This window comes from Duganella sp. S19_KUP01_CR8, from assembly GCF_036688705.1.
In the GTDB taxonomy this organism is placed as follows: domain Bacteria; phylum Pseudomonadota; class Gammaproteobacteria; order Burkholderiales; family Burkholderiaceae_D; genus Rugamonas.
Map to the genome: position 1 here is coordinate 1 of NZ_JAQQPR010000019.1, position 20,987 is coordinate 20,987.

Annotated in this window: 20 protein-coding genes and 1 riboswitch; of the genes, 9 read left to right on the forward strand and 11 right to left on the reverse strand. The window is 65.8% G+C overall.

The features are described from left to right. Nucleotides 1-72: 72 nt before the first annotated feature. Genes V6M89_RS19205 through V6M89_RS19215 form a run of 3 tightly spaced genes read right to left on the reverse strand, consistent with a single transcriptional unit; the run spans nt 73 to nt 4,035 of the window. Nucleotides 73-828: a hypothetical protein gene (locus tag V6M89_RS19205; protein WP_332854672.1), complete on the reverse strand. Its 756-nt coding sequence runs from the start codon at nt 826-828 to the stop codon at nt 73-75. Between the two features lie 13 nt (nt 829-841). Next, nucleotides 842-1,543: an ABC transporter ATP-binding protein gene (locus V6M89_RS19210; RefSeq protein ID WP_332854673.1), complete on the reverse strand. Its 702-nt coding sequence runs from the start codon at nt 1,541-1,543 to the stop codon at nt 842-844. 8 nt (nt 1,544-1,551) lie between these two features. Then, on the reverse strand, nt 1,552-4,035 hold the full coding sequence (locus V6M89_RS19215) for an ABC transporter permease (protein WP_332854674.1): 2,484 nt from the start codon (nt 4,033-4,035) through the stop codon (nt 1,552-1,554). Between the two features lie 181 nt (nt 4,036-4,216). On the opposite strand from V6M89_RS19215, the gene mgrA reads away from it, so the two are divergent. Continuing rightward, nucleotides 4,217-5,254 (forward strand): L-glyceraldehyde 3-phosphate reductase, encoded by a 1,038-nt coding sequence (gene mgrA, locus V6M89_RS19220; RefSeq protein ID WP_332854675.1) that lies wholly within the window; start codon nt 4,217-4,219, stop codon nt 5,252-5,254. A gap of 3 nt (nt 5,255-5,257) precedes the next feature. On the opposite strand, the gene V6M89_RS19225 is transcribed toward mgrA, so the two are convergent. Continuing rightward, nucleotides 5,258-5,581: a hypothetical protein gene (locus tag V6M89_RS19225; RefSeq protein ID WP_332854676.1), complete on the reverse strand. Its 324-nt coding sequence runs from the start codon at nt 5,579-5,581 to the stop codon at nt 5,258-5,260. Nucleotides 5,582-5,747: 166 nt separating this feature from the next. Between V6M89_RS19225 and V6M89_RS19230 the strand changes: the two genes are divergently transcribed. From V6M89_RS19230 to V6M89_RS19255, 6 genes are read left to right on the forward strand one after another with little or no spacing between them, the layout of a single operon-like run. Beyond that, complete coding sequence (locus V6M89_RS19230; protein WP_332854677.1) at nt 5,748-6,062, forward strand: DUF4148 domain-containing protein; 315 nt, start codon at nt 5,748-5,750, stop codon at nt 6,060-6,062. Nucleotides 6,063-6,076: 14 nt separating this feature from the next. After that, entirely contained in the window at nt 6,077-7,519 is a 1,443-nt protein-coding gene (locus tag V6M89_RS19235) for an efflux transporter outer membrane subunit (protein WP_332854678.1), read from the forward strand. Between the two features lie 51 nt (nt 7,520-7,570). Continuing rightward, complete coding sequence (locus V6M89_RS19240) at nt 7,571-8,068, forward strand: MarR family winged helix-turn-helix transcriptional regulator (protein ID WP_026335152.1); 498 nt, start codon at nt 7,571-7,573, stop codon at nt 8,066-8,068. 14 nt (nt 8,069-8,082) lie between these two features. Further along, the gene (locus tag V6M89_RS19245) at nt 8,083-10,224 is read left to right on the forward strand and encodes an FUSC family protein (RefSeq protein ID WP_332854679.1); all 2,142 of its coding nucleotides are present in this window, start codon (nt 8,083-8,085) and stop codon (nt 10,222-10,224) included. Beyond that, complete coding sequence (locus tag V6M89_RS19250; RefSeq protein ID WP_008446277.1) at nt 10,214-10,414, forward strand: DUF1656 domain-containing protein; 201 nt, start codon at nt 10,214-10,216, stop codon at nt 10,412-10,414. The genes V6M89_RS19245 and V6M89_RS19250 overlap by 11 nt, the downstream gene beginning before the upstream one ends. A 44-nt stretch (nt 10,415-10,458) precedes the next feature. Further along, nucleotides 10,459-11,319, forward strand: a complete 861-nt coding sequence (locus V6M89_RS19255; protein WP_332854680.1) for an HlyD family efflux transporter periplasmic adaptor subunit — start codon at nt 10,459-10,461, stop codon at nt 11,317-11,319. Nucleotides 11,320-11,324: 5 nt separating this feature from the next. On the opposite strand, the gene V6M89_RS19260 is transcribed toward V6M89_RS19255, so the two are convergent. The 6 genes from V6M89_RS19260 to V6M89_RS19285 all read right to left on the reverse strand — a co-directional run bounded on the left by V6M89_RS19260 (nt 11,325) and on the right by V6M89_RS19285 (nt 16,672). Beyond that, entirely contained in the window at nt 11,325-11,792 is a 468-nt protein-coding gene (locus V6M89_RS19260; protein ID WP_332854681.1) for an ester cyclase, read from the reverse strand. A gap of 113 nt (nt 11,793-11,905) precedes the next feature. Further along, nucleotides 11,906-12,652 (reverse strand): SDR family oxidoreductase, encoded by a 747-nt coding sequence (locus V6M89_RS19265; protein WP_332854682.1) that lies wholly within the window; start codon nt 12,650-12,652, stop codon nt 11,906-11,908. 50 nt (nt 12,653-12,702) lie between these two features. Next, nucleotides 12,703-13,035 (reverse strand): hypothetical protein, encoded by a 333-nt coding sequence (locus V6M89_RS19270; protein WP_332854683.1) that lies wholly within the window; start codon nt 13,033-13,035, stop codon nt 12,703-12,705. A 9-nt stretch (nt 13,036-13,044) separates the two neighbouring features. After that, complete coding sequence (locus tag V6M89_RS19275; RefSeq protein WP_332854684.1) at nt 13,045-13,710, reverse strand: thiol:disulfide interchange protein DsbA/DsbL; 666 nt, start codon at nt 13,708-13,710, stop codon at nt 13,045-13,047. Between the two features lie 83 nt (nt 13,711-13,793). After that, complete coding sequence (locus V6M89_RS19280) at nt 13,794-14,696, reverse strand: cobalamin-binding protein (protein WP_332854685.1); 903 nt, start codon at nt 14,694-14,696, stop codon at nt 13,794-13,796. Further along, nucleotides 14,696-16,672: a TonB-dependent receptor gene (locus V6M89_RS19285; RefSeq protein WP_332854686.1), complete on the reverse strand. Its 1,977-nt coding sequence runs from the start codon at nt 16,670-16,672 to the stop codon at nt 14,696-14,698. The genes V6M89_RS19280 and V6M89_RS19285 overlap by 1 nt, the downstream gene beginning before the upstream one ends. Nucleotides 16,673-16,738: 66 nt before the next feature. Next, nucleotides 16,739-16,912: riboswitch (cobalamin riboswitch) on the reverse strand. A gap of 110 nt (nt 16,913-17,022) precedes the next feature. On the opposite strand from V6M89_RS19285, the gene V6M89_RS19290 reads away from it, so the two are divergent. Further along, complete coding sequence (locus tag V6M89_RS19290) at nt 17,023-17,820, forward strand: DODA-type extradiol aromatic ring-opening family dioxygenase (RefSeq protein ID WP_332854687.1); 798 nt, start codon at nt 17,023-17,025, stop codon at nt 17,818-17,820. A gap of 81 nt (nt 17,821-17,901) precedes the next feature. Here V6M89_RS19290 and ylqF read toward each other — a convergent pair whose 3' ends face one another. Continuing rightward, nucleotides 17,902-18,852 (reverse strand): ribosome biogenesis GTPase YlqF, encoded by a 951-nt coding sequence (gene ylqF / locus V6M89_RS19295; protein ID WP_332854688.1) that lies wholly within the window; start codon nt 18,850-18,852, stop codon nt 17,902-17,904. A gap of 133 nt (nt 18,853-18,985) precedes the next feature. On the opposite strand from ylqF, the gene V6M89_RS19300 reads away from it, so the two are divergent. Beyond that, entirely contained in the window at nt 18,986-20,971 is a 1,986-nt protein-coding gene (locus V6M89_RS19300; RefSeq protein WP_332854689.1) for an OPT family oligopeptide transporter, read from the forward strand. Nucleotides 20,972-20,987: the final 16 nt, after the last annotated feature.

Below are 20,987 nucleotides of genomic sequence, written 5' to 3' on the forward strand. Positions count from 1 at the left end.
CCCCATTTGAGCATGAGCCCGGTTGTATTAACCGGGCTCATGCTCAAATGGGGGACCTGACCCCGGGTTTTTTTATTGTAGTTGCAGGGTTTTGACGGTTTTAAAGTCGCTCTTCTCGCCGGCGCCGGAGGCGGTGTTGCGGCTCTCCTTGCGGATGGCGACCAGCCGGTTGCCGGACAGCGCGTAGACGCTGGACTCTTCGTTCTTCGCCTCGAATGTGACGACGATGAAGGCGCGGCCGTAGACGTTCTGCGTGACGCGGCTGGCCAGCGGCGTGCCGTCGGCGCCGATCCATACGTGCAGGCGGCCGTCGAACTCCTTGACGTATTTGCGATCGCGGTCGCTCAGCGCGTCGATGCCCTGCGCGAAGGTCAGCAGGCGCGCCGGCTTGCCCTGATAGACGTCGGCCTTCTCGGCCAGGAAGCTGGTCTTCTCCAGCATGTGCGACAGGCTGCTGGCCGCCGAGATCATCGGCCGCAGGTCGGTCGGGCTGAATTCGCGGGCCGCGTTCAAGGTCGGCGTCTTGGCGTTGGGGTTGCGCGCCACGTTCATGGCCTCGGCGTCCAGCTTGGCCAGCATCTCGCGGCTGTAGCTGAGCTGCATGCCGCGCTGGCCGTCCTCGATGGCGACCACCGCCTGGCCGCTGGTTTCATCGGCATCCTTGCCTTCGCCGTTGCGGCGCCACACGTTCGAATCCAGCGAGGCCTTCAACGGCACCGGTTCCTGCAAACGCTCCAGCGCGGCCTTCAGATCGGCCAGGCCGTCGGCGTGGGCGGCGGTGCCGGCCAGCGCCAGCACCGGGATCAACATCAGCTGTGACAAACGCATTCAGTCCTCTTTCTCAAGCGTGGCCCAGGCGGCCCGCGGTCATCGTAACGGTCCTGCCGCAACGCGCGGCGATCGACAAATCATGGGTGACCATCACCAGCGTCGAGCCGCGTTCGCGATTCAGTGCGAACATCAACTCGATCACCGCCGCGCCGGTGGCCGCATCAAGCGCGCCGGTCGGCTCGTCGGCCAGCAGCAGCGGCGGCTCGCAGACGAAGGCGCGCGCCAGCGCCACCCGCTGCTGCTCACCGCCGGACATGTACTTGGGATAGTGGCGCAGGCGGGCCGACAAGCCCACCCGCTCCAGCATCGCCGCAGCCTTCTCCCTGGCCTGCCCTTCACCGCGCAGCTCCAGCGGCAGCATGACGTTTTCCAGCGCCGTCAAATGCGGCAGCAGCTGGAACGACTGGAACACGAAGCCCACGTTCTGCTGCCGGAACACGGCGCGGCCGTCTTCGGTGAGTTGGAAGATGTCGGTGTTCTCCAGCTCCACCGTGCCGCTGGTCGGCAAGTCCAGCCCCGCCAGTATGCCCAGCAGCGTCGACTTGCCCGAGCCGGACGCGCCGACGATGGCCAGCGTCTCGCCAGCTTGCACCGTCAGGTCGACGTCATGCAGGATGGTCAGTTCGCCGGTGGCGTCGGCCACCCGCTTGCACAGGTTTTTTACCGCAATCGCAGGCCGCAGCAGGCTGGCGGCGAGATTCATATTCGTCATTGATACTCCTAAGTTTCCCGAAGACTGAGTAATGGCGGCTGGTTCAGCACACCGCGCAGACCCGCCCAGCCGCCCAACAGCGCGCACAGCGCACCGGCGGCCAGGCCGGCAATCCACAACAGCGGCGACCATTGCCATTCCAGGTGAAAGCTGAAGCGCGCCAGCGCCCAGCTGGCGGCCGTTGCGCCGCCGGCTGCCAGCAAGCCCGCCAGGGCGCCGGTCAGCAGATGTTCTATCCATTGGGCCTGCGACAGCTGCCTGCGCGTGGCGCCCAGCGCGCGCAGCAGGGCCGCCTGGCGCTTGCGCGCATCCAGCGATCCCGCCATCGCAGCGTACAGTACCAGCAATCCCGATATCAACGTGAACCCGAACAGGAATTCGACCGCCGCGCTGACCTGCGCCAGCGTGTCCTGCATGCGCTGGATGAAGGCGCTTATATCGAACACGCTCAGGTTCGGATAGTCGCGCGCCAGCAGGTAGGCGAAGCGCCGGTCGTTGGCCGGCACGTGCACCGTCGTCGCCAATGTCATCGGCATGCCGACCATCAGCCCCGGCGCCACCTGGAATGCGGCGCCCACCTGGTGCGACCGCCAGTCGATCTTGCGCAGGCTGGAGGCCTTGACCTCCAGCGTTTCGCCGGCCACGTCGAAGCTCAGGGTGTCGCCCAGTTTGATGCCGAGGATTTCGGCGATGCCCTTGTCAACCGACACTTCCGCCGCAACGCCGTCATACCAGCGCCCGGCGGTGAGGGTGTTGGGCGCCCGCAGCTGGTCGGCCTGCTCGATTTCGAGTTCGCGTTCGACCAGTTCCTTCGCGCGCGGGTCGTCCGATTTGGCGGGCTTGCCGTTAATGCCGATCAGTCGTCCACGGCTCAGCACATGCATCTGCGGCTGGCCGTAGTTCTTCAGGCGCGCCGCCAGTTCCTGCTGCTGGTCCGGCTGGATGTTGATGATGTAGTGATTCGGCGCGCCATCCGGCGTGGCCTGGTGCCAGGCCGCCAGCAGGTCGCCGCGCACTGCCGTCAGCAGCAGCAAGGCGGTCAGGCCCAGCGCCAGCGCGACGATCTGCGTCACGCTGGCCGCCGGGCGTCGGCGCATGTCGGTGATGGCGAAACGCCAGGCGGGATGATTGAACAGGCGGCGCAAGCGCTGCAACGAGCCGACGCCCAGCCAAGCCACCAGGCCAAAAACGAAACCGCACAGCGCGAAACCGACGGCCGCCATCAGGCCGAGCATGACATCCTCGGTCTGCCACACCAGCAAGGCGGTAAAGGCGGCGGCGCCCAGCGCATAGCCAACCACGGTGCGCGCCTGCGGCGCCTCCTGCTCGCGGCGCAGCAGGCGCACCTGCGACACATTGCGCAACTGGAGCAGCGGCGGCAGCGCGAAGCCAAGCAGCAGCAACAGTCCCGCCGCAAGCCCTTGCAGCGCCGGCTGCCAGCCGGGCGGCGGCAGGTCGGCGGCGACCAGCTTGCCCAGCCATTCCAGCAGCACGAAGTGGCAGCCGAATCCCAGCAACACGCCGGCCACGCTGCCGGCCGCGCCCAGCATCAGGAACTCCAGCAAATACATGCGCGTCTGCTGCGACTGCGTCTGGCCCAGGCAGCGCAGCACGGCGCAAGCGTCGAGGTGGCGTTGCATGAAGCGGCCTGCCGCCATCGCCACCGCGATCCCGGCCAGCAGCGCGGACAACAGGCTGACCAGCGACAGGAACTGCCGCACCTGGTCCTGCATGGACTGGCTGTCCTTGCCCGCCGAGGCCAGCGAGCTGATTTCGATGCCCAGCTTGGGCGTGGCGGCGATGCGCGCCTTGAGCCATTGTTCGAAGCCGGCCACCTGCGCCGGTTCTCCCGCCAGCAGCAAACGGTAAGTGGCGATGGCATGCTGTTGCAGCAGATTGGTGGACATCAGGTCGGCGCTGGAGATCATGGCGCGTGGCGCCAGCGTCAAGAAGGATGCGGCGGCATCGGGCTCCGAGGCGATCACCCCGGCCACCGTCAAACTGCGGTCGCCGATGCGCAGCATGGAGCCGTTGTGCAGGTTAAGCGCCGCCGCCAGCGTCGCATCGACCCACACGGTGCCCGCTGCGGGGATGGCCGTGGCCACGTCGTCCGGCTGGCCGTCGCGGCGCAGCTTCAGGTGGCCGCGCAAGGGATAGGCATCGCTGACGCTTTTCAGCGCGACCAGCATCGACACGCCCTGCTCGTCCCGGCCGGCGACGGCCATGCTCAGCATGGCGACCGTGTCCGCGCTGCGCAGGCCGCGCCGCTGCGCTTCGACACGCACGTCGGCCGGCAGGGGCTGGTCGGACGCGAGCACCAGGTCGGCGGCCAACACCTGGTTGGCATTGCGCGCGATGCCGGCGCCCATGCGCGCAGTGAAGAAGTTCACCGACGACAGCGCCGCCACCGACAGCATCAGCGCCGCCAGCAAAAACCGCAACTCGCCCGCGCGCCAGTCGCGCAGCATCATGGAAAACGATAGTCTGAACATCTCGCCGCGTCCGATATAAAAACCGCAGCATGCCCAACCTTGACCAGGCAAGCCGCAGGAATGCGACGAAACGCCATAAGCCGCGACGGTTTGCAAGAACGGACGGCTGGATTGCACGGCGCAATCCGGCCGACATGCCTATAATCGCAGATACCCTGTTCAATCCTGGAGTACCCCAACCATGACCTACCACGCTTCGCCGCACCGCTACGACGCCATGCAGTACCGCCGCTGCGGCCGCAGCGGCCTGCAACTGCCGCTGATGTCGCTCGGGCTGTGGCACAATTTTGGCGACGTCAGCACGCTCGCCTCGCAACGCGACATGCTGCGCACCGCCTTCGACCTGGGTATCACCCACTTCGACCTGGCCAACAACTACGGCCCGCCGTACGGCTCGGCCGAAACCAATTTCGGCGAACTGTACCAGAAGGACTTCAAACCCTACCGTGACGAGCTGATCATCTCCACCAAGGCCGGCTGGGACATGTGGCCCGGTCCTTACGGCCAGGGCGGCGGTTCGCGCAAGTATGTGCTGGCCAGCCTGGATCAAAGCCTGCAACGCATGGGCCTCGACTACGTCGACATCTTCTACTCGCACCGCTTCGACCCGGACACGCCGCTGGAAGAAACCATGGGCGCACTGGCGCACGCGGTCCAGCAAGGCAAGGCGCTGTATGTCGGCGTGTCGTCCTATTCGGCGGAAAAGACCGCCGAGGCGGCGCGCCTGCTGGCCGAGTGGAAGGTGCCGTGCCTGATCCACCAGCCGTCCTACAATATGCTGAACCGCTGGATCGAGGAAGACCTGCTCGACACGCTGGCCGCGCAGGGCATGGGCTGCATCACCTTCACCGCGCTGGCGCAGGGCATCCTGAGCGACAAATACCTGAACGGCATTCCGGAAGACTCGCGCGTGAACCGCCCCGGCGGCGGCTCCTTGCAGAAGGCGCACCTGAGCGATGAAAACCTGGAACGTGTGCGCGGCCTGAACGAGATCGCCAAGGCGCGCGGCCAGACGCTGGCGCAAATGGCGCTGGCCTGGGTGCTGCGCGATCCGCGCATCACGTCCACGCTGATCGGCGCCAGCAGCAGCGCGCAGATCCGCGAGAACGTGGCGGCCTTGCAGAACCTGGCCTTCAGCGCCAAAGAGCTGGCCGACATCGATGTCCTGGCCAAGGAAGGCGCCATCAATCTGTGGGCCGGATCGTCCAGCCACAAATGAGGCCTAGTTAGTCCGCGACCAGTCGCGCCGCTCCGGGCGTTCGTCCGGCGCGGCGTCGTGGAAGGCGCCGTCCACCACCGGTATCGTCTCGATGTGATCGAAGCCGATATCCGTATCCGCCGGCAGCGACTCGATGTCCACGCTGGCGCGCTCGCCGGTGCCTTCGGCGTCGGTGTCGCTATCGAGGCCGATGTCCGGCTCCCCGGGGACGTCGCTGCCGCTGTCGGAGTTGTCGCTGGGCCCCAGCGCCCGCGTTCCATGGCCGCGCCCCAAGGTGCGGTCGGTGCCTACCGGTATGTTGTCCGGGTCCAAGGTACTGTCAGACATGATCTGCTCCTCCCTGTGAAAACCTCCATTTGACCACCGTCGTCGTGGCCGTTCCGTGCGTGTCCGCGCATAAAAGCTATCGTGCCGATAGGAATTTTTTACTTTACAAATGTATTATTCATCTCTATAGTTAACTCATACCGCAGCCAACCCAAGGAGTAGCACCATGAGTATCACGACTAAAAACCTGATCACCGCCGCCGCCACCGCCGCATTTGCTATCGCCGCCACGGCCACCACCGTCACCAACGCGTTTGCGCAGACCACCGCGCCGGCTGCGGCCACCACCACCGCAACCACCGCCGCCGCGCAAACCGCCGTCGCCAACGGCGCGCTGGCGACTGCCACCAAAGCCCAACCGGCCGGCCTGACCCGCGCCCAAGTGCAGGCAGAGTTCCTGGAAGCGCGCAAGAACGGCACGCTGATCGAGACCGAAGCCGACATGGATGTCGCCCAGACCAAGAAGCACAACGTCAAGTAATCGGAAACTGCCCCGTGAAATCGCCACGCGCCGTCCAGTCCTTCGCCCTCGCAGCCTGCGTGCTGGCGGTGCTGGCCGGTTGCGCCGACATGGGCAAGATCAAGCCGCAGGCAGTCGCGCTGAAACCGGCCGAACTGAATCCCGGCAAAGCCATCGCCGCCGCCAGCGCCACTGTCGCTTGGCCGGAGCAGCAATGGTGGGAAGCGCTGCATGACGCGCAGCTGAACCAACTGGTGGCCGCCGCGCTGGCCGACAACCCGACGCTGCGCGCCACCCAGGCGCGCGTGCGCCAGGCCGAGTCGCTGGCCGGCGTCGCCAAGGCCGGCACGCTGCCGCAGGTGAGCGCCGCCGCCAGCGCCGACCACGAACTGTATTCCGCGCACAGCACCGTGCCCGCTCCATTGGCCGGCAACTATGCGTGGAAGAACACGGCCGCGCTGTCCGGTTCCTACGACCTCGATCTGTGGGGCCGCAACCGCGATGCGCTGGCCGCCGCGCTGGACGAGGTGCATATGGCGTCGGCCGAATCGCAGATGGCGCGGCTGACGCTGGAATCGGCCATCGTGCGCAGCTACATCCAGCTATCGCTGGAGTACACGCTACAGGACAGCGTGGCGCAGAACCTGGCGCAGCGCCAGCGCATCCTGGAGATCACGCGCAAGCGCCAGGCCGCAGGGCTGGCCAGCGAGATCGAAGTCGCGAGCATAGAAACCACGCTGCCGGCGGGACGGCGCGAGCATGAGCAGATCGGCGAATCGATCGCCCTGCTGCGCAACCAGCTGGCGGCACTGATCGGCAAAGGACCGGGCGACGGCGATGCGATCGCCCGGCCGATGCTGGCCCTCGATGCCGGCCATGGCGACGCGGTGCCCGCCTCGCTGCCGGCGGAACTGGTCGGCCGCCGGCCCGACATCGCGGCCCAGCGCTGGCGGATGGAAGCGGCCAGCGCGCGCATCGCCGGCGCCAAGGCCGATTTTTACCCGAACATCAACCTGGCGGCCTTCGTCGGCTTCCAGTCGCTGGGATTCACGCATTTTTTGGACGCCAACTCCGCCATGCGCGGCGTGACGCCGGCCATCAGCCTGCCGATCTTCGAAGGCGGCCGACTGCGCAGTCAACTCGGCAACCAGACCGCGCTCTACGACGGCGCGGTCGAGCAGTACAACGCCGCCGTGGTGCAGGCCATGGCCGATGTGGCCAACGCGGTGGCGCGCATCGCCTCGGTCAGGCAGCAGGACCAGCTGGCGCAGCGCGCCCTGGCCTCGGCCCGCCGCCAGCAGGAACTGGCGGAACGCGCCTACCGCGCCGGCATGACCGACGCGCTGAACGTGATTAACGCGCAGCTGACGCTATTGAACGAAGAACAGCAGATGGCGCAAGTGGCTAGCAAACAACTAGATAACTACACATTGTTGATGACCGCGCTGGGTGGCGGCATAAAACTGGAATTGCCATGATGCTTAGATAGTACAATCAAATCCTTTGAAAAACAGTGTGAGGAGCAGGCAATGAGCAGTTTTGAAGCGACTAAAAAACGCCTGAAAAACATCCATGCCCGAATGCCGGAGTTCCCCGAGGATTTGATGCGCGTCTTGCGTATGACTTACCACATCCAGAAACGGATGAAAGACCTGAGCAATGCGGCGCTGCGCAAATATGAACTGGTGGACGCCAGCTACATGGTGCTGGCCGTGCTGTACGGCTCGGACGACGAGACATCGACGGCGTCCACGCTGGGCGAGGCCTGCATGGAAAAGCCGGCCAACCTGACGCGGGTATGCAACGACCTGGAATCGCAAGGCCTGATCTCGCGCGGCAACCGCCCCGGCGACCGCCGCTGCGTGATGATCACGCTGACCGACGCCGGCCGCGAGCTGGCCGCCAAGGTGCTGCCGGAAGTCTGGGCGACCACCACCCGCGCCTACGACGGCTACAGCCCTGAAGAAGTTAAAGTACTTGAAGCGCTGCTGAAAAGGCAGCTGGATAATCTCGAAGCATTGACATAGCCTGAACTGACGCCATGAACTCTCCCCTAGCCGCCACTCCCCTCCAGGACCCAAGTGCGGCAAGGGGAGCGTTGCGCTGGTTGGCGGCGCAAACCGCCGGCTGGTTCAGCACCGAGGGCGAGCGCTGGGTGTTCGTCGCCAAGACTATGCTGGCTTCCTTCTCCGCGCTATGGCTGGCCTTCCGCCTCGGCCTCGACGCCCCCTATACCGCACTCGCCACCACCGTGATCCTGGCCCTGCCCAGCAGCGGCATGGTGCTGGAAAAGGCTTTCTACCGTTTTCTCGGCACGCTGGTCGGCTGCTCGGCATCGCTGCTGCTGGTGGCGCTGTTCCCGCAATCGCCGCCGCTGCTGTTCATCGGTGTGGCGGTGTGGATCGCGCTGTGCACCGGCGGCGCCGCCATGCACCGCAACCAGCAATCGTACAGCTTCGTCCTGGCCGGCTACACCGCCTGCATGATCGCCGTCCCCGCCATCGACGCGCCGGACCGCGTGTTCACGCTGGCCGTCACGCGCGTGACCGAGGTCGGGCTGGGCATCATCTGCGCCGCCGTGGTGCACGACGTGGTCTTCCCGCGCCGCCATTCGCGCGCCGTGATGCGCACCGTGCAGGCACGCTACGCCAGCTTCATCACCTTCTGCACGCAGGTGCTGGAACAGCGCCTGACACCGGCCGAGACGGAACTCAGCCACCTGAAGTTCGCGGCCGACATCGCCGCGCTGGAATCGGGCCGCGCCGCCGCCTTCTTCGAGGCCGACCATCCGCGCTCGCATACGCGCCAGCTGCATGCCTTCAACGCCGCCTTCATGACGGTGCTGACCACCTTCTACACGCTGCACCGCCTGATCCATCGCTTGCGCGGCGCGGCTGCGGCGCATGCGCGGCCGGTGCTGGCGCTGGTCGAGCCGATGCACGCGCACCTGGCGCAGGCCATGGGCGACGAGCTGACGGCGGCACGCATGGCGCAGATGCGCGCCGGCCTGGCAAGCGACATCGCCGGCGCTCGCTTGCAACTGGCGGCGGCGCCGCTCGAACGCGCGCAGCAGATCGACTTCGACACTGCGGTGGAACTGCTGGAGCGCTACGTGCGCGACATGGAAGCCTTCGCCGGCTTGTATCACGGCCTGGCGCAGGAGAAGCAGCAGCAGGTCAGCGATCCCGGCGCCTACACGCCGAAGACGCCGCCGGCCATCATCGTCGCCAGCGGCTTCCGCGCCGGCGTCACGCTGCTGCTGACGGCCGGCGTATGGTACTGGCTGGCCTGGCCCTTCCTCGGCAACGCCATTTTGATGGCGACCATCTTCTGCGCGCTGGCCTCGTCGTCGCCACGGCCGACGGCGCTGGTGCAACAGGTACTGATCGGCTTCCTGGTGGCGTCGCCGCTGGCCTTCGCCACCGAATTCTTCCTGGTCGCCCGCGCCAATGACTTCCCCACGCTGATCATCGCCGCCCTGCCGATCTTCGTGTTTGGCAGCTATCTGATGACCAGCCCGCGCTGGGCCGGCGTGGGCATCGGCATCTGCATGTTCTGCGCCACGCTGGTGGTGCCGACCAACTTGATGCACTACGACGTCGAGAGCTTCATGAGCAGCGAACTGTCGCTGACGATGGGCGTGGCGGCGGCCTACCTGATGTTCAAGGTGATCCTGCCGGAGCACACCATGGGCCAGAAGGACCATGTGGCCGCCGCCCTGTGGCGCGAGGCGCAAGGCGCTTGCACTGCGTCGCTGTACCGTTTGAAGCGGCGCTTCGACAACCGCGTGCGCGACCTGCTCAGCCAACTGAACGCCGCCTCCGGTCCTGCGCCCAATGAAGCCGCGCGCGCCGTGGTGCGCCAGGGCCTGACCTTGCTGGAGCTGGGCCACGCCGTGATCGAACTGCGCCAGCTGATCGCCGGTTCGCAGCCTGGCCCGGTGCCGGTGGCGCTGAAACTGGTGGTGCGCCAGCTGGCCGCCTACCTGCGGGCGCCGGCGCGCGCCAGCGGCGAGACGGCGCTGCAATCGATACTGGACGCCGGCGCCAGCGTGCGCGCAGCCCTGCCCTCCGCCACCCCGGAACGCCAGCTACGCCTGCACACCGCACTGACCGACCTGCATTCCATTTACACGTCCCTGCTGGACCAGATCACTACAGGAGAACCCGGCCATGCCGCGTGAGATCGACTTTTTTGGCGTACTGCTGCCCGGCGTGCTGCCGCTGTTCCTTGTCAGCCTGGTGCTGCAAGTGGCGCTCGACAGCGCCTTGAGCCACCTCGGCGCCTACCGCCGCAGCTGGCACCCGGCGCTGGTGCGTCTGTGCCTGTTCGCCTGCATCTTCAGCGCCCTGCTGGTCACGTTGTACAAATAAGTATAAATAAGTATAAATAATTTAACTCAATCAGAAAGCCCGTCGTGAGTGCATCCAAAATCTTCCGCTTTTTCCTGACCATGCTGCTGTTGGCCGCCGCCCTGTGGATGGGACGCTCGGCCTGGGAGCACTACATGGAATCCGCCTGGACCCGCGACGGCCGTATCAAGGCCGATGTGGTCACCATCAGCGCCGACGTCGCCGGCACCGTCACCGAGGTGATGGTGCACGATAACCAGCTGGTCAAGCAGGGCGAGGTGCTGTTCGTGGTCGACAAGGCCCGCTACCAGAGCGCGCTGGTGCAGGCCAACGCCGTGCTGGCGTCGCAACAGGTGGAGAAAGGCCGGCGCAGCAAGGAAGCCAATCGCCGCGCGGGGCTGGACAATTCCATCATCTCGGCCGAGAGCAAGGAGACGGCGGAATTCGCGGTCGGCACGGCGGCGGCGCAGTACCAGGCGGCGCTGGCGGCGCGCAGCCTGGCGGAGCTGAACCTGGAACGCACGGTGGTGCGCGCGCCCGTCACCGGCTACGTCACCAACCTGAATGTGCACGCGGGCGACTTCGCCGCCGTCGGCGCGGCCAAGCTGGCGATGATCAACAGCGCCTCGTACTATGTGGTCGGCTATTTCGAAGAGACCAAGCTGCCGCTGCTGAAGGTAAACGACGCCGTCGAAGTACACCTGATGAGCGGCGCAGCCCAGCTGCACGGCCATATCGAAAGCATCGCCCACGGCATCACGGACCGCGACGCCAATACCGGCCGCGAGCTGCTGGCCGACGTCAACCCGACCTTCAACTGGGTGCGGCTGGCGCAGCGGGTGCCGGTTCGGATCCACATCGACCAGCAGCCGAAAGGGTTGGAGCTGGTGGCCGGCACTACCTGCACGGTAGTGATCCACAGCTAAGAGCATCAAGGCGAGGCTGGAACGATGCCCATCTGCCGCAACAGGGTCAGGTTGTCTTCCAGGTGCCAGTTCTCGGCGATGCGGCCGTCGGCAACGCGATACAGGTCGAAGGCCTGGAAATCTATGGCCTGGCCCTTGCCTTGCGTTGCGCCGAACGTGCCGGTGAAGTGGCCGCTAAAATGCAGGTGCACGGCGACGCGGTCGCCGTCGACGACCATGTCGGTGATTTCCGCCTTCAGGTCGGGGACGGCGGTGCGAAAGCCTTTCGACGCTTGCAGCGGACCGTTGACGCCCTGCTCGCGGCCCGCCGGCAAGGTGCGATCCATGAAGTCGGGCGACAGGGCCTGTCTGGCCAGCGCCGGGTCGCCGGTGTTCCAGAAGGCGGCGTAGCGGCGGGCCGCTTGAACGGTGAGATCGTCGGCGTTGGCGGCGCCGGCCAGCAGCAAGCCGGCGAGCAGGAAGCAGCGTTTCATGGGCGAGTCCTTACGTTGTTTGAATGCCCGGATTGTGCGCCACCTGCCTCTCCGCGAGAAGTGGGCTGGCCATTGAAACACTTGCTTGCGGCGTTTGAAAATCGCCGCGCCGGCTAGCGCGCGCCGGCGGCGTCGATGATGGCGCCGCTGACGTAGGACGATTGTGGGCTGAGCAGCCACAAAATCGTCTCGGCGATTTCCTCCGGCTGGCCGCCGCGCAGCATCGGCACGTTGGACTCCAGCCGCGCCACGCGGCCAGGGTCGCCGCCGCTGGCGTGGATACCGGTATAAATCATGCCCGGCCGGACGCAGTTCACGCGGATGCCTTCGGCCGCCACTTCCTTCGACAAGCCCAGCGTCATCACATCGATCGCGCCCTTGGACGAGGCGTAGTCGATGTAGACGTTCGGCGCCCCATGCCGGGCCGCGCCGGACGACAGGTTGACGATGCCGCCACCCTGCCCGCCATCGGCGGTCGACATGCGCTTGACCGCCTCTTTGCAACACAGGAAGTAGCTGATCACATTGGTGGTGAACACCCGCTGCAGGCGCTCCACCGACATCTCCGTCAGGCGGCACTGCTGCTCCAATATACCGACGTTGTTGACCAGCGCCGTCAGCGGCCCCAGTTCCTCGTCGATGGTCTCGAACAGGCGCTGCACGTCGGCCTCCACGCTGACGTCGGCCTGCACCGCGATCGCCTCGCCGCCCTCGGCCACGATCTGCGCGCGCAGCTGCGCGGCCGCCTGCGCGTCGCGCAGGTAGTTGATGCACACCGCATAACCGCGGCGGCTCGCCATCAGCGCGGTCGCCGCGCCTATGCCCCGGCTGCTGCCGGTGACCAGTATCACTTGTTTCATCGTATGCCTTATCACAGAAAAAAGCCCGCTGCTGCGGGCTGGTGTCATGCTTATTTTTCCGGGCTGACGTGGGTCAGCGCGTAGCTCACGTGCTCCCACCAGTGTTCGCGCGAGTGCACGGTGCGCAGGCACTTCTTGTCGAGTTCTCCCTTGAAGACGGGATCGGCGCACTGCTTGGTCATCAGCGCGTTGCGCTGGTTCTCGGCGTTGCTCAGCGCGATCAGCAGCCAGACGATGAAGCCCAGCGCCAGCACCGCCAGACTCCAGGCGACATGGTTGATGTAGGCCCATTCGAACAGGGTTTCGATGACCGGCGAGGATTCCTTGTAGATCTTCATGACCTCACCTTCGGCCGCCTTGCGTTCTTCGCTGATTTCTTTCATTTTCTTTCCTTACTTCTTGGCGGCGCGTTCCTGGGCCGACTTGGCAACCAGGCTATCCATCACCGCAAACATGGCCGCGTGCGCCGCCGGAGCGGACGTCAGACCGTGGCCGGCGATGGCTGGCGAGGTCGTATAGTGACCATCGATCACCAGGGCCGGTGCGCTGTCGAGTTTATACTGGTTTGCCAGTTGCACGCCACGTTTCATCTTCGTTTGGACCGCGAACGAATTGAAAAATTCCAGATATTTGGTCTTGTCGACGCCATTCTTGACGACGAAGTCCAGGATGGACTGATCGGTATTCAGACGGTTATGCTCGACGTGAACGGCATGGAAGAACTTCTCGTGCAGGCCGTTGCCCAGCGCGTTCATCGATTCCAGCGTGAAGAAGGCCTTGGCTTGCGCATCCTCGCCCAGGTGCATGCGGCGGAACACGATCTTGTCGCCCTGCTTCTTGACCCAGTCCGCCAGCGGCGCTTCGAGCGCGTTGCAATGCGGGCAGTGGTACATGAACACTTCCAGCACTTCGACCTTCTTGCCGGTATCCGGACGGCTGGTCGTGTCCAGCGTGGTGAAATCCACACCGTTCTTGAAATCGGCGGCATGGGCGCCGGCGGCGACGGCCATGAAGGCGACGGTGGCAATCAGGGGGCGCAGCAAGTTCAGGAAACGCATAACAGTCCTTCAACAAGGTGAGTGGCAAACGCCGCGAGATTACCACCTTTTCCACGATGTGCAAATGACGGCGGCGTCAAGCCTCAGGGGCGGCGCCGGCGCGCGGTCTCCAGCCGTTCGCACAGCACGGCGATGCCGTCGGCGATGCGCGGCGTGGCGCGCACCAGTTGTTCGCCGTCGATCATGAACAGGTTGCCGCGCTGGACCGCCAGCATGCCCTTGTACGGCTTCCAGATATTGATGCCGGATTCGGCGTCGTGTTTGTCGCCGCCGAAGACGGCTTCGGGGTTTTCCTGCAATACCGCCTCGGTGCTGACGGTGGGCGCCGGCATCTTCAGCGCGGCGAACACGTTCTGGCCGCCGCAGACGCGGATCGCGTCGCTGACGATGTGCTCACCGCTGAGGGTGAAGATCGGTTTTTCCCAGATTTGGTAGAACACCCGCACCGTCGGCCGTTGCGCATAGGTGGCCGACAGCTTGGCGATCCGCTGGCGATAGTCCGCCGCCGCCTTTTGCGCGGCGGCCTCGGTGCCCATCAACTGGCCCAGGCGAGTCAGGCTGGTGGCCACCTCCTCCAGCTTTTTCGGATCGCTGTAGAAGACCGGGATGCCCAGGCTTTTCAGCTGCTCCAGCTGGTTCGCGGTGTTCCCGCTCTTCCAGACCACCAGCAGGTCCGGGCGCAGCGCCAGCACGTGCTCCATGTCGATGGTGGCGTTGCTGCCGACCTGCGGGATGCGCTTGGCCGCTTCCGGATAGTCGCTGTAGTTCATCACGCCGACCACGCGCTCGCCGCCGCCGGCCGCGAACAGCAGCTCGGTGACGTGCGGCGCCATCGAGATGATGCGCTGCGCCGGCTTGGCGACGCTGACGCTGTTGCCGGCGTCGTCCTGCACGGTGACGGCGGCCTGCGCGCAGGCCGCCGTGCACGCCAGCGCCAGCGACAGCGACAGCGAGGCTGGGCGAGCGGTCGTGGTCATGGCGCGCATCAGAACTCGTAGCGGGCCGAGAGTTTCAGCTGGCGGCCGTCGGCGGTGTAGATGCCGCCCTGGATGCCCTTGTCGCAGCTAAAGGCTTGCGAGAAGTAGCGCTTGTCGCTCAGGTTCAGTCCCGACACGGCGAACTCCCACTGGCCCAACTTGCGGGCGTAGCGCGCGTCCAGCGTGGTGTAGGAAGGGATCTGCGCCGGGCACTTGTTGTCGAAGTCGCCGCCGTTGCGCTGGCTGTCGACCCACTGCGCGCCGACATCGGCGGTGTGGCCGCTGGCCGGGGTCCAGCTCAGGCGCGCGGTCAGCGTGTTCTTCGGCACCAGCACCATCTCCTTGCCGTTGTTGACGCCTTCGGTGAACTTGGCGTCCACGTGCTGGTAGTGCGCGGTCAGGTTCCAGGCGGCGTTGATGCGCTGCTCGGCGTCGATCTCGAAGCCTTCGCGGCGGGTCGGCGCCAGGTTGGTGTTGGCGTAGATCGTCGGATCGAAGAAGATCTCGTTGCTCAGGTTGTGGCGGAACACGCGGCCGGTGATCTTCTGCGCGGCGGTGCCATAGCTGACGCCCAGTTCCAGATCGTGCGACTGCTGCGACAACAGTGGCTTGTTGTAGTTCGGCGTCAGCGAGTTCTCATCGGAGTTGGCGACACGATAGCTCTGGCCTGCCTTGCCATACACGGTCAGGTGAGTGACCGGCATGTAGCTCGCTTGCAGCTCCCATGCGTTCAGGCCTTGCGTCACTTTGTAGGCCTTGCTGCCAAAGCCGTTCAGCGGATCGCTGAAGTCCTTGTTGAAGATCTCGCGGCGCGCGCCGGCCGATACGCGGCCTTCATGGGCGGCGTCGAAACGCAGTTCGTCGCGGACGTACAGGGCTTTCGAATGCTGCGTCGCATCGGCCGCGGAGTACCGCGCACTGGTGGTGGCGGTGCGGTTCCAGACGGTCCAGTCGAAGCCGGCCACCAGCTCGTTCAGCAGGCCGCCGATCTCGCCCAGGCGGCGCACGCGCGGCGAGAACTGGGTTTGCTTGCTGTCGTAGGTGGCGATCGACGGCGGGCCGCCGAAGTTGTAAGCCGATTCCACCGTCTTCTTGCGGTACGACAGGTCGGCCGCCAGTTCGTAGGCGCCGATGCGGCGCTGGCCGAAGGCGGTGAAGCGGTCGCTATCGAGCTTGGCGTAATCGTCGGGGGTGCTGGCCTTGCGTGGATTGGCGTTGTACGCCTCCTCGCTCAACGAACCCGGGAGGCGCATGTCCTGGCGCGCGCCTTCGTAGCGGAAGCCTGCGCGGCCGGCGTTGTCGAACCACTGGGCGCCGCCGCTGAAGTGGGTGTGTTTGAACTCATTGTTGTCGCGGTAGTTGTCGGTGCGCTGGGTGTCCAGCGTGGCGTCGGCGGCGAAGCCGTCCCAGGCCTGGAAGCCGGACACGCGCGCTTCGCCGGCGCGGAACTGGCCGCCCTCGACGAACACGCTGCCGCGGCGGCTGTTCTTGACCGGGCGCTTGGTGACGATGTTGATCACGCCGCCGGTGGCGCCGTCGCCGTATAACACGCTGGCGCCGCCGCGCGTGATTTCGATGTGGTCCACGGTGTCGATCGGGATGGTCGACAGGATGGCGTTGCTCAGTTCATTTTCCGACAGGCGCACGCCATCCAGCACGATCACCATATTCTGGCTGCTGTTGGAGCCGAAGCCGCGCAGGTCCAGGCTGAAGTCCGGGCTGCCGTCCAGGCTTTGGCGGCCGTACACGCCGCCCACTTTGCGGATCGCGGTGTTGACGTCGTTGGCGCCGGAGCGCTGGATGTCTTCAGCGCTGATGACGATGGCCCCGATCGGCGTCAGCGCCGCGTTGGCGTCGAAACGCGAGCCGGTGATGACGATCGGCGCGAGCGCCTCGGATATCTGGGCGGCGGCGGGAACGGCGGCGGCAAAGCACAGGGAGACGGCGGCGGCCAGCAGGCGCGGTTGGAAGGCGGAGGATTGCATGTCAGGTCATTTTCAAAAGAGACATCCGCCCGCGTCCCCGCAGGCTGGAAGTGTACGGAAGCCACGCGGGCTTCCCCCAGTCTGGCCGATATCCGGGCTGGCAAGGCTGCAGCAGCCTTGCGTTACCGTTGCGGGGGCAGCACACCTTGGCCGTCGCGCTGTCTGCGCGGGCGGCCTTGTGTTTCCCGTTTAACTGCGCATGTGAGCACATGGGCAAGCACCAGAACCCCGGCATTATACGCGCGTGCCCCGGATCATTAACTTTTTAGATAGGACCTATCTACATTTCGTGCATTGATCGCAACGGCTACGGTCCTTATAGTGAGGTCATACTCAAACCGGAGCTTTCCATGACTGCATTGCCAACCTATTTCCTGTCCCACGGCGGCGGCCCGTGGCCGTTCATGATGGACCAGGTGGGCCATCTGTACGGCCAGCTGGACGCCTCGCTGCGCGACATTCCGCGCCAGCTCGGCGTGACGCCGAAGGCGGTGCTGGTGATTACCGCGCATTGGGAGGAGCGTGATTTCATGCTGTCGTCGTCGGCCAAACCGCCGATGATCTACGACTACGGCGGCTTCCCGCCACACACCTACGAGGTGCGGTACAGCGCGCCGGGTTCGCCGGAGCTGGCGGCGCAGGTCCAGCAGTTGCTCGATGCGGGCGGCTTCCCGGCGCAATTGGATGCGCAGCGCGGCTTCGACCACGGCACCTTCAGCGCCATGTACCCGATCTATCCGAATGCGGACGTGCCCATCGTGCAGCTGTCGCTCAAGCGCGGCCTCGATCCGTTGACGCATCTGGAAGTGGGCCGTTTGCTGGCGCCCTTGCGTGAGCAGGGGGTGCTGATCGTCGGCAGTGGGCTGAGTTACCACAACCTGCGCGCCTTCAACGCGCAGGGCGCGGCGGCCTCGCACGCCTTCGACGGCTGGCTGCGCGCGACCATGGCGCTGCCGCCGCAGGAACGCGCGGCGCAGCTATTGGAATGGGAACAGGCGCCGGCCGCGCGCATGGCGCATCCGCGCGAGGAGCATTTGCTGCCGTTGATGGTGGCCTTGGGCGCGGCGGAGAACGACGCGGCGGCCGTGCCCTACCACGAGGATGCGTTCATGGGATCGCTGGCCGTGACCAGCTTCCGTTTCGGCTAGTCGGGCTGCCACCCCGCAATGCGGACGCGGGGTCGGACCCCGTAGGGGGTCCGACCCCTGCTCGGCTCTGCGGGTTGGGTACTAGGTGCCGCGCTTGCCGTTGGCGTAGTCGGCGGCCTTGGCGGCGGCGATGGCGGCTTTCTCGGCGTTCTTGACGGCCATCTCGGCGTCGTGCACTTCCAGCCGGCCCTTGCGGCTGGCCGGCGTCTCCAGCGAGATGCGGCCCAGGATGCCGCTGCGGTAGTCGCCCAGGAAGGTATGCGAGGCCTTCTCGAAATCGAGGTCGCCACCCTTCTGGCGGAAGCCGCGCTTGGCCGCCACGCCCTCCACCACCGCGATGCCGTCGAAGCTCTCGATATCCTTGAAGCCGTAGCGCGCCACCAGCAGCTGCGGGTAGGTCTTCAGCATCTCGTCGGCCAGGAACACCGCCACTTCCTCCTCGATCAGCGCGTTCGAGCCGATCGCGTGGCTGGCGGCCAGCATCAAGCCGTCGCTCGGCAGCGCGATCTTCGGCCACAGCATGCCCGGCGTGTCGACCAGGATGGTGTTCTTGTCCAGGTAAAGCTTCTGCTGCTGCTTGGTCACCGCCGGCTCGTCGCCGACCTTGGCCACTTTGCGCTTGAGCAGCGCGTTCATCAGGGTCGACTTGCCGACGTTGGGGATCCCCATGATCATGATGCGCAGCGGCTTGGTCGGCACGCCGCGGTGCGGCGCCAGCTGCTTGGCCAGTTCCGGCACGCGGGTGACGTCGGCCGGCTTCTTGGTGGTCATCGCGAACGCGGTCACGCCTTCCTGCGCGTTGTAGTAGGCCACCCAGGCCGCCGTGGCGGCCGGATCGGCCAGGTCGATCTTGTTGAGGATCTTCAGGCACGGACGCTGGCGGAACTTGCGCAGCTCCTCCACCATCGGATTGGTGCTGGCCTCGGGCAGGCGGGCGTCGACCACCTCGATCACCAGATCGGTGTTCTCCATCTGCTCGGCCGCCTTTTTCTTGGCGGCGTTCATGTGCCCTGGGTACCATTGTATCGACATGCTCTGACCTTCAAAATCGTTCTGACAATCCGCTATTTTACCTGCTGGCTCGACTAGACTTCGGATATCATGAGGCGCCTTTCCCTTTTTCTGACCATATAAACAATATTCTTTCTCCATCGGAGTGCTGAAGATGAGCATAGCTGCACCGTCCAACCCCAAGGAAATCACCGTTCGCGGCATCATCCTGGGCGTACTGATCACGCTGGTCTTCACGGCGGCTCAGGTCTACCTCGGGCTGAAAGTGGGCCTGACTTTCGCCACCTCGATCCCGGCGGCGGTCATCTCGATGGCGCTGCTGAGCGCCTTCAAGGATGCCACCATCCAGGAAAACAACATCGTCCAGACCATCGCCTCGGCCGCCGGCACGCTGGCCTCGGTGATCTTCGTGCTGCCTGGCCTGCTGATGATAGGCTGGTGGGCCAAGGTGCCGTTCTGGCCGACCTTCGGCGCCTGCGCCATCGGCGGCGTGCTGGGCGTGATGTACACCATGCCGCTGCGCCGCGCGCTGGTGTCGCAGTCCGACCTGCCGTATCCCGAAGGCGTGGCCGCCGCTGAAGTGCTGAAGGTCGGCATGGCCTCGCGCGCCGGCGCCGCCGAAGGCAAGGCCGGTTTGTGGGCCGTGATCTGGGGCAGCGTCGCTTCCGCCGCATTCGCCGCATTCGCCGCCGTCAAGCTGATGGCCGGCGAAGTGGCGATCTATTTCCGCACCGGCTCAGGCGCCACCGGCATCGGCGCATCGAGCTCGCTGGCCCTGATCGGCGCCGGCCACCTGATGGGCATCACGGTCGGCATCGCGATGCTGGCCGGCCTGGTCATCGCCTGGGGCATCATGGTGCCTTTGATGACCTCCCTGAGCCCGGCCGCCGCCGGCGTCGATGCCAGCGCCCACGCGCTGGGCATCTGGTCCAAGGAAGTACGCATGATGGGCGCCGGCGTGATCGGCATGGCGGCGATCATCACCTTGGCCGGCCTGGCCAAGCCTATCTTCGGCGGCCTGAAGTCGGCGATGGAATCGGCCCGCAAGGCCAAGCTCAATGGCGGCGTGCTCGATCGCACCGAGCAGGATCTGCCGATCTTCGTGGTCGGCCTGGTCACGCTGCTGTCGATGGTGCCGGCCGGCTGGCTGCTGGCCAGCTTCCTGCAAGGCGGTCCGCTGGCGTCGCTGGCCTTCCCGCTGGTGGCGGTCGGCATCGGCTACATCCTGATCGCCGGCATGTTCGCCGCCGCCGTCTGCGGCTACATGGCGGGCCTGATCGGCTCCTCGAATTCGCCGGTGTCCGGCATCGCCATCCTGACCATCCTCGGCGCCGCGCTGAGCGTGGGCATGGTCGGCCGCAGCATCATGGGTCCTGAAGTGGCCCAGGCGCTGATTGCCTATGCGCTGTTCGTCACCACCGTGGTGCTGGCCGTGGCCGTGATCGGCAACGACAACCTGCAGGACTTGAAGACCGGCCAGCTGGTCGACGCGACCCCGTGGAAGCAGCAGGTCGGCCTGCTGATCGGCGTGGTCGCCGGTTCGTGCGTGGTGCCGCCGGTGCTGGAGCTGCTGAACCATGCGAACGGCTTTGTCGGCGCGCCCAACCTCAATTCGATCTCGGACCAGCCGCTGGCCGCGCCGCAGGCGCTGCTGATCTCGACCCTGGCCAAGGGCGTCATCGGCGGCCAACTGCGCTGGGACCTGCTGGGCTACGGCGCGCTAGTCGGCCTGGCGCTGGTGGCGATCAACTTCGCCTTGAAGAAGTCCAGCAACGGCAAGTATTCGCTGCCGCCGCTGGGCGTGGGCCTGGCGATCTACCTGCCGAGCGCCGTGATCACGCCGGTGTGCATCGGCGCCGTGGCCGGCTACCTGTTCGACCGCGCGATGGAGCACAAGGTCGGCGGCGACACCGCCAAGCGCCTGGGCGTGCTGGTGATGTCCGGCTTCATCGTCGGCGAGAGCCTGTTCAACGTCGCGCTGGCCGGCCTGATCGTCGTCTCCGGCAAGGGCGAGCCGCTGGCCATCGCCAACTCGCTGAGCGAAGCGCAGGCCATGATTGTCGCGCTGATCCTCGGCGTGGCGATGGTGTGGGGACTGTACCGCTGGTCGGCCAAGAGCGGCCGCAACGTCGCCGCCTGATAGACAAAGAAACAAG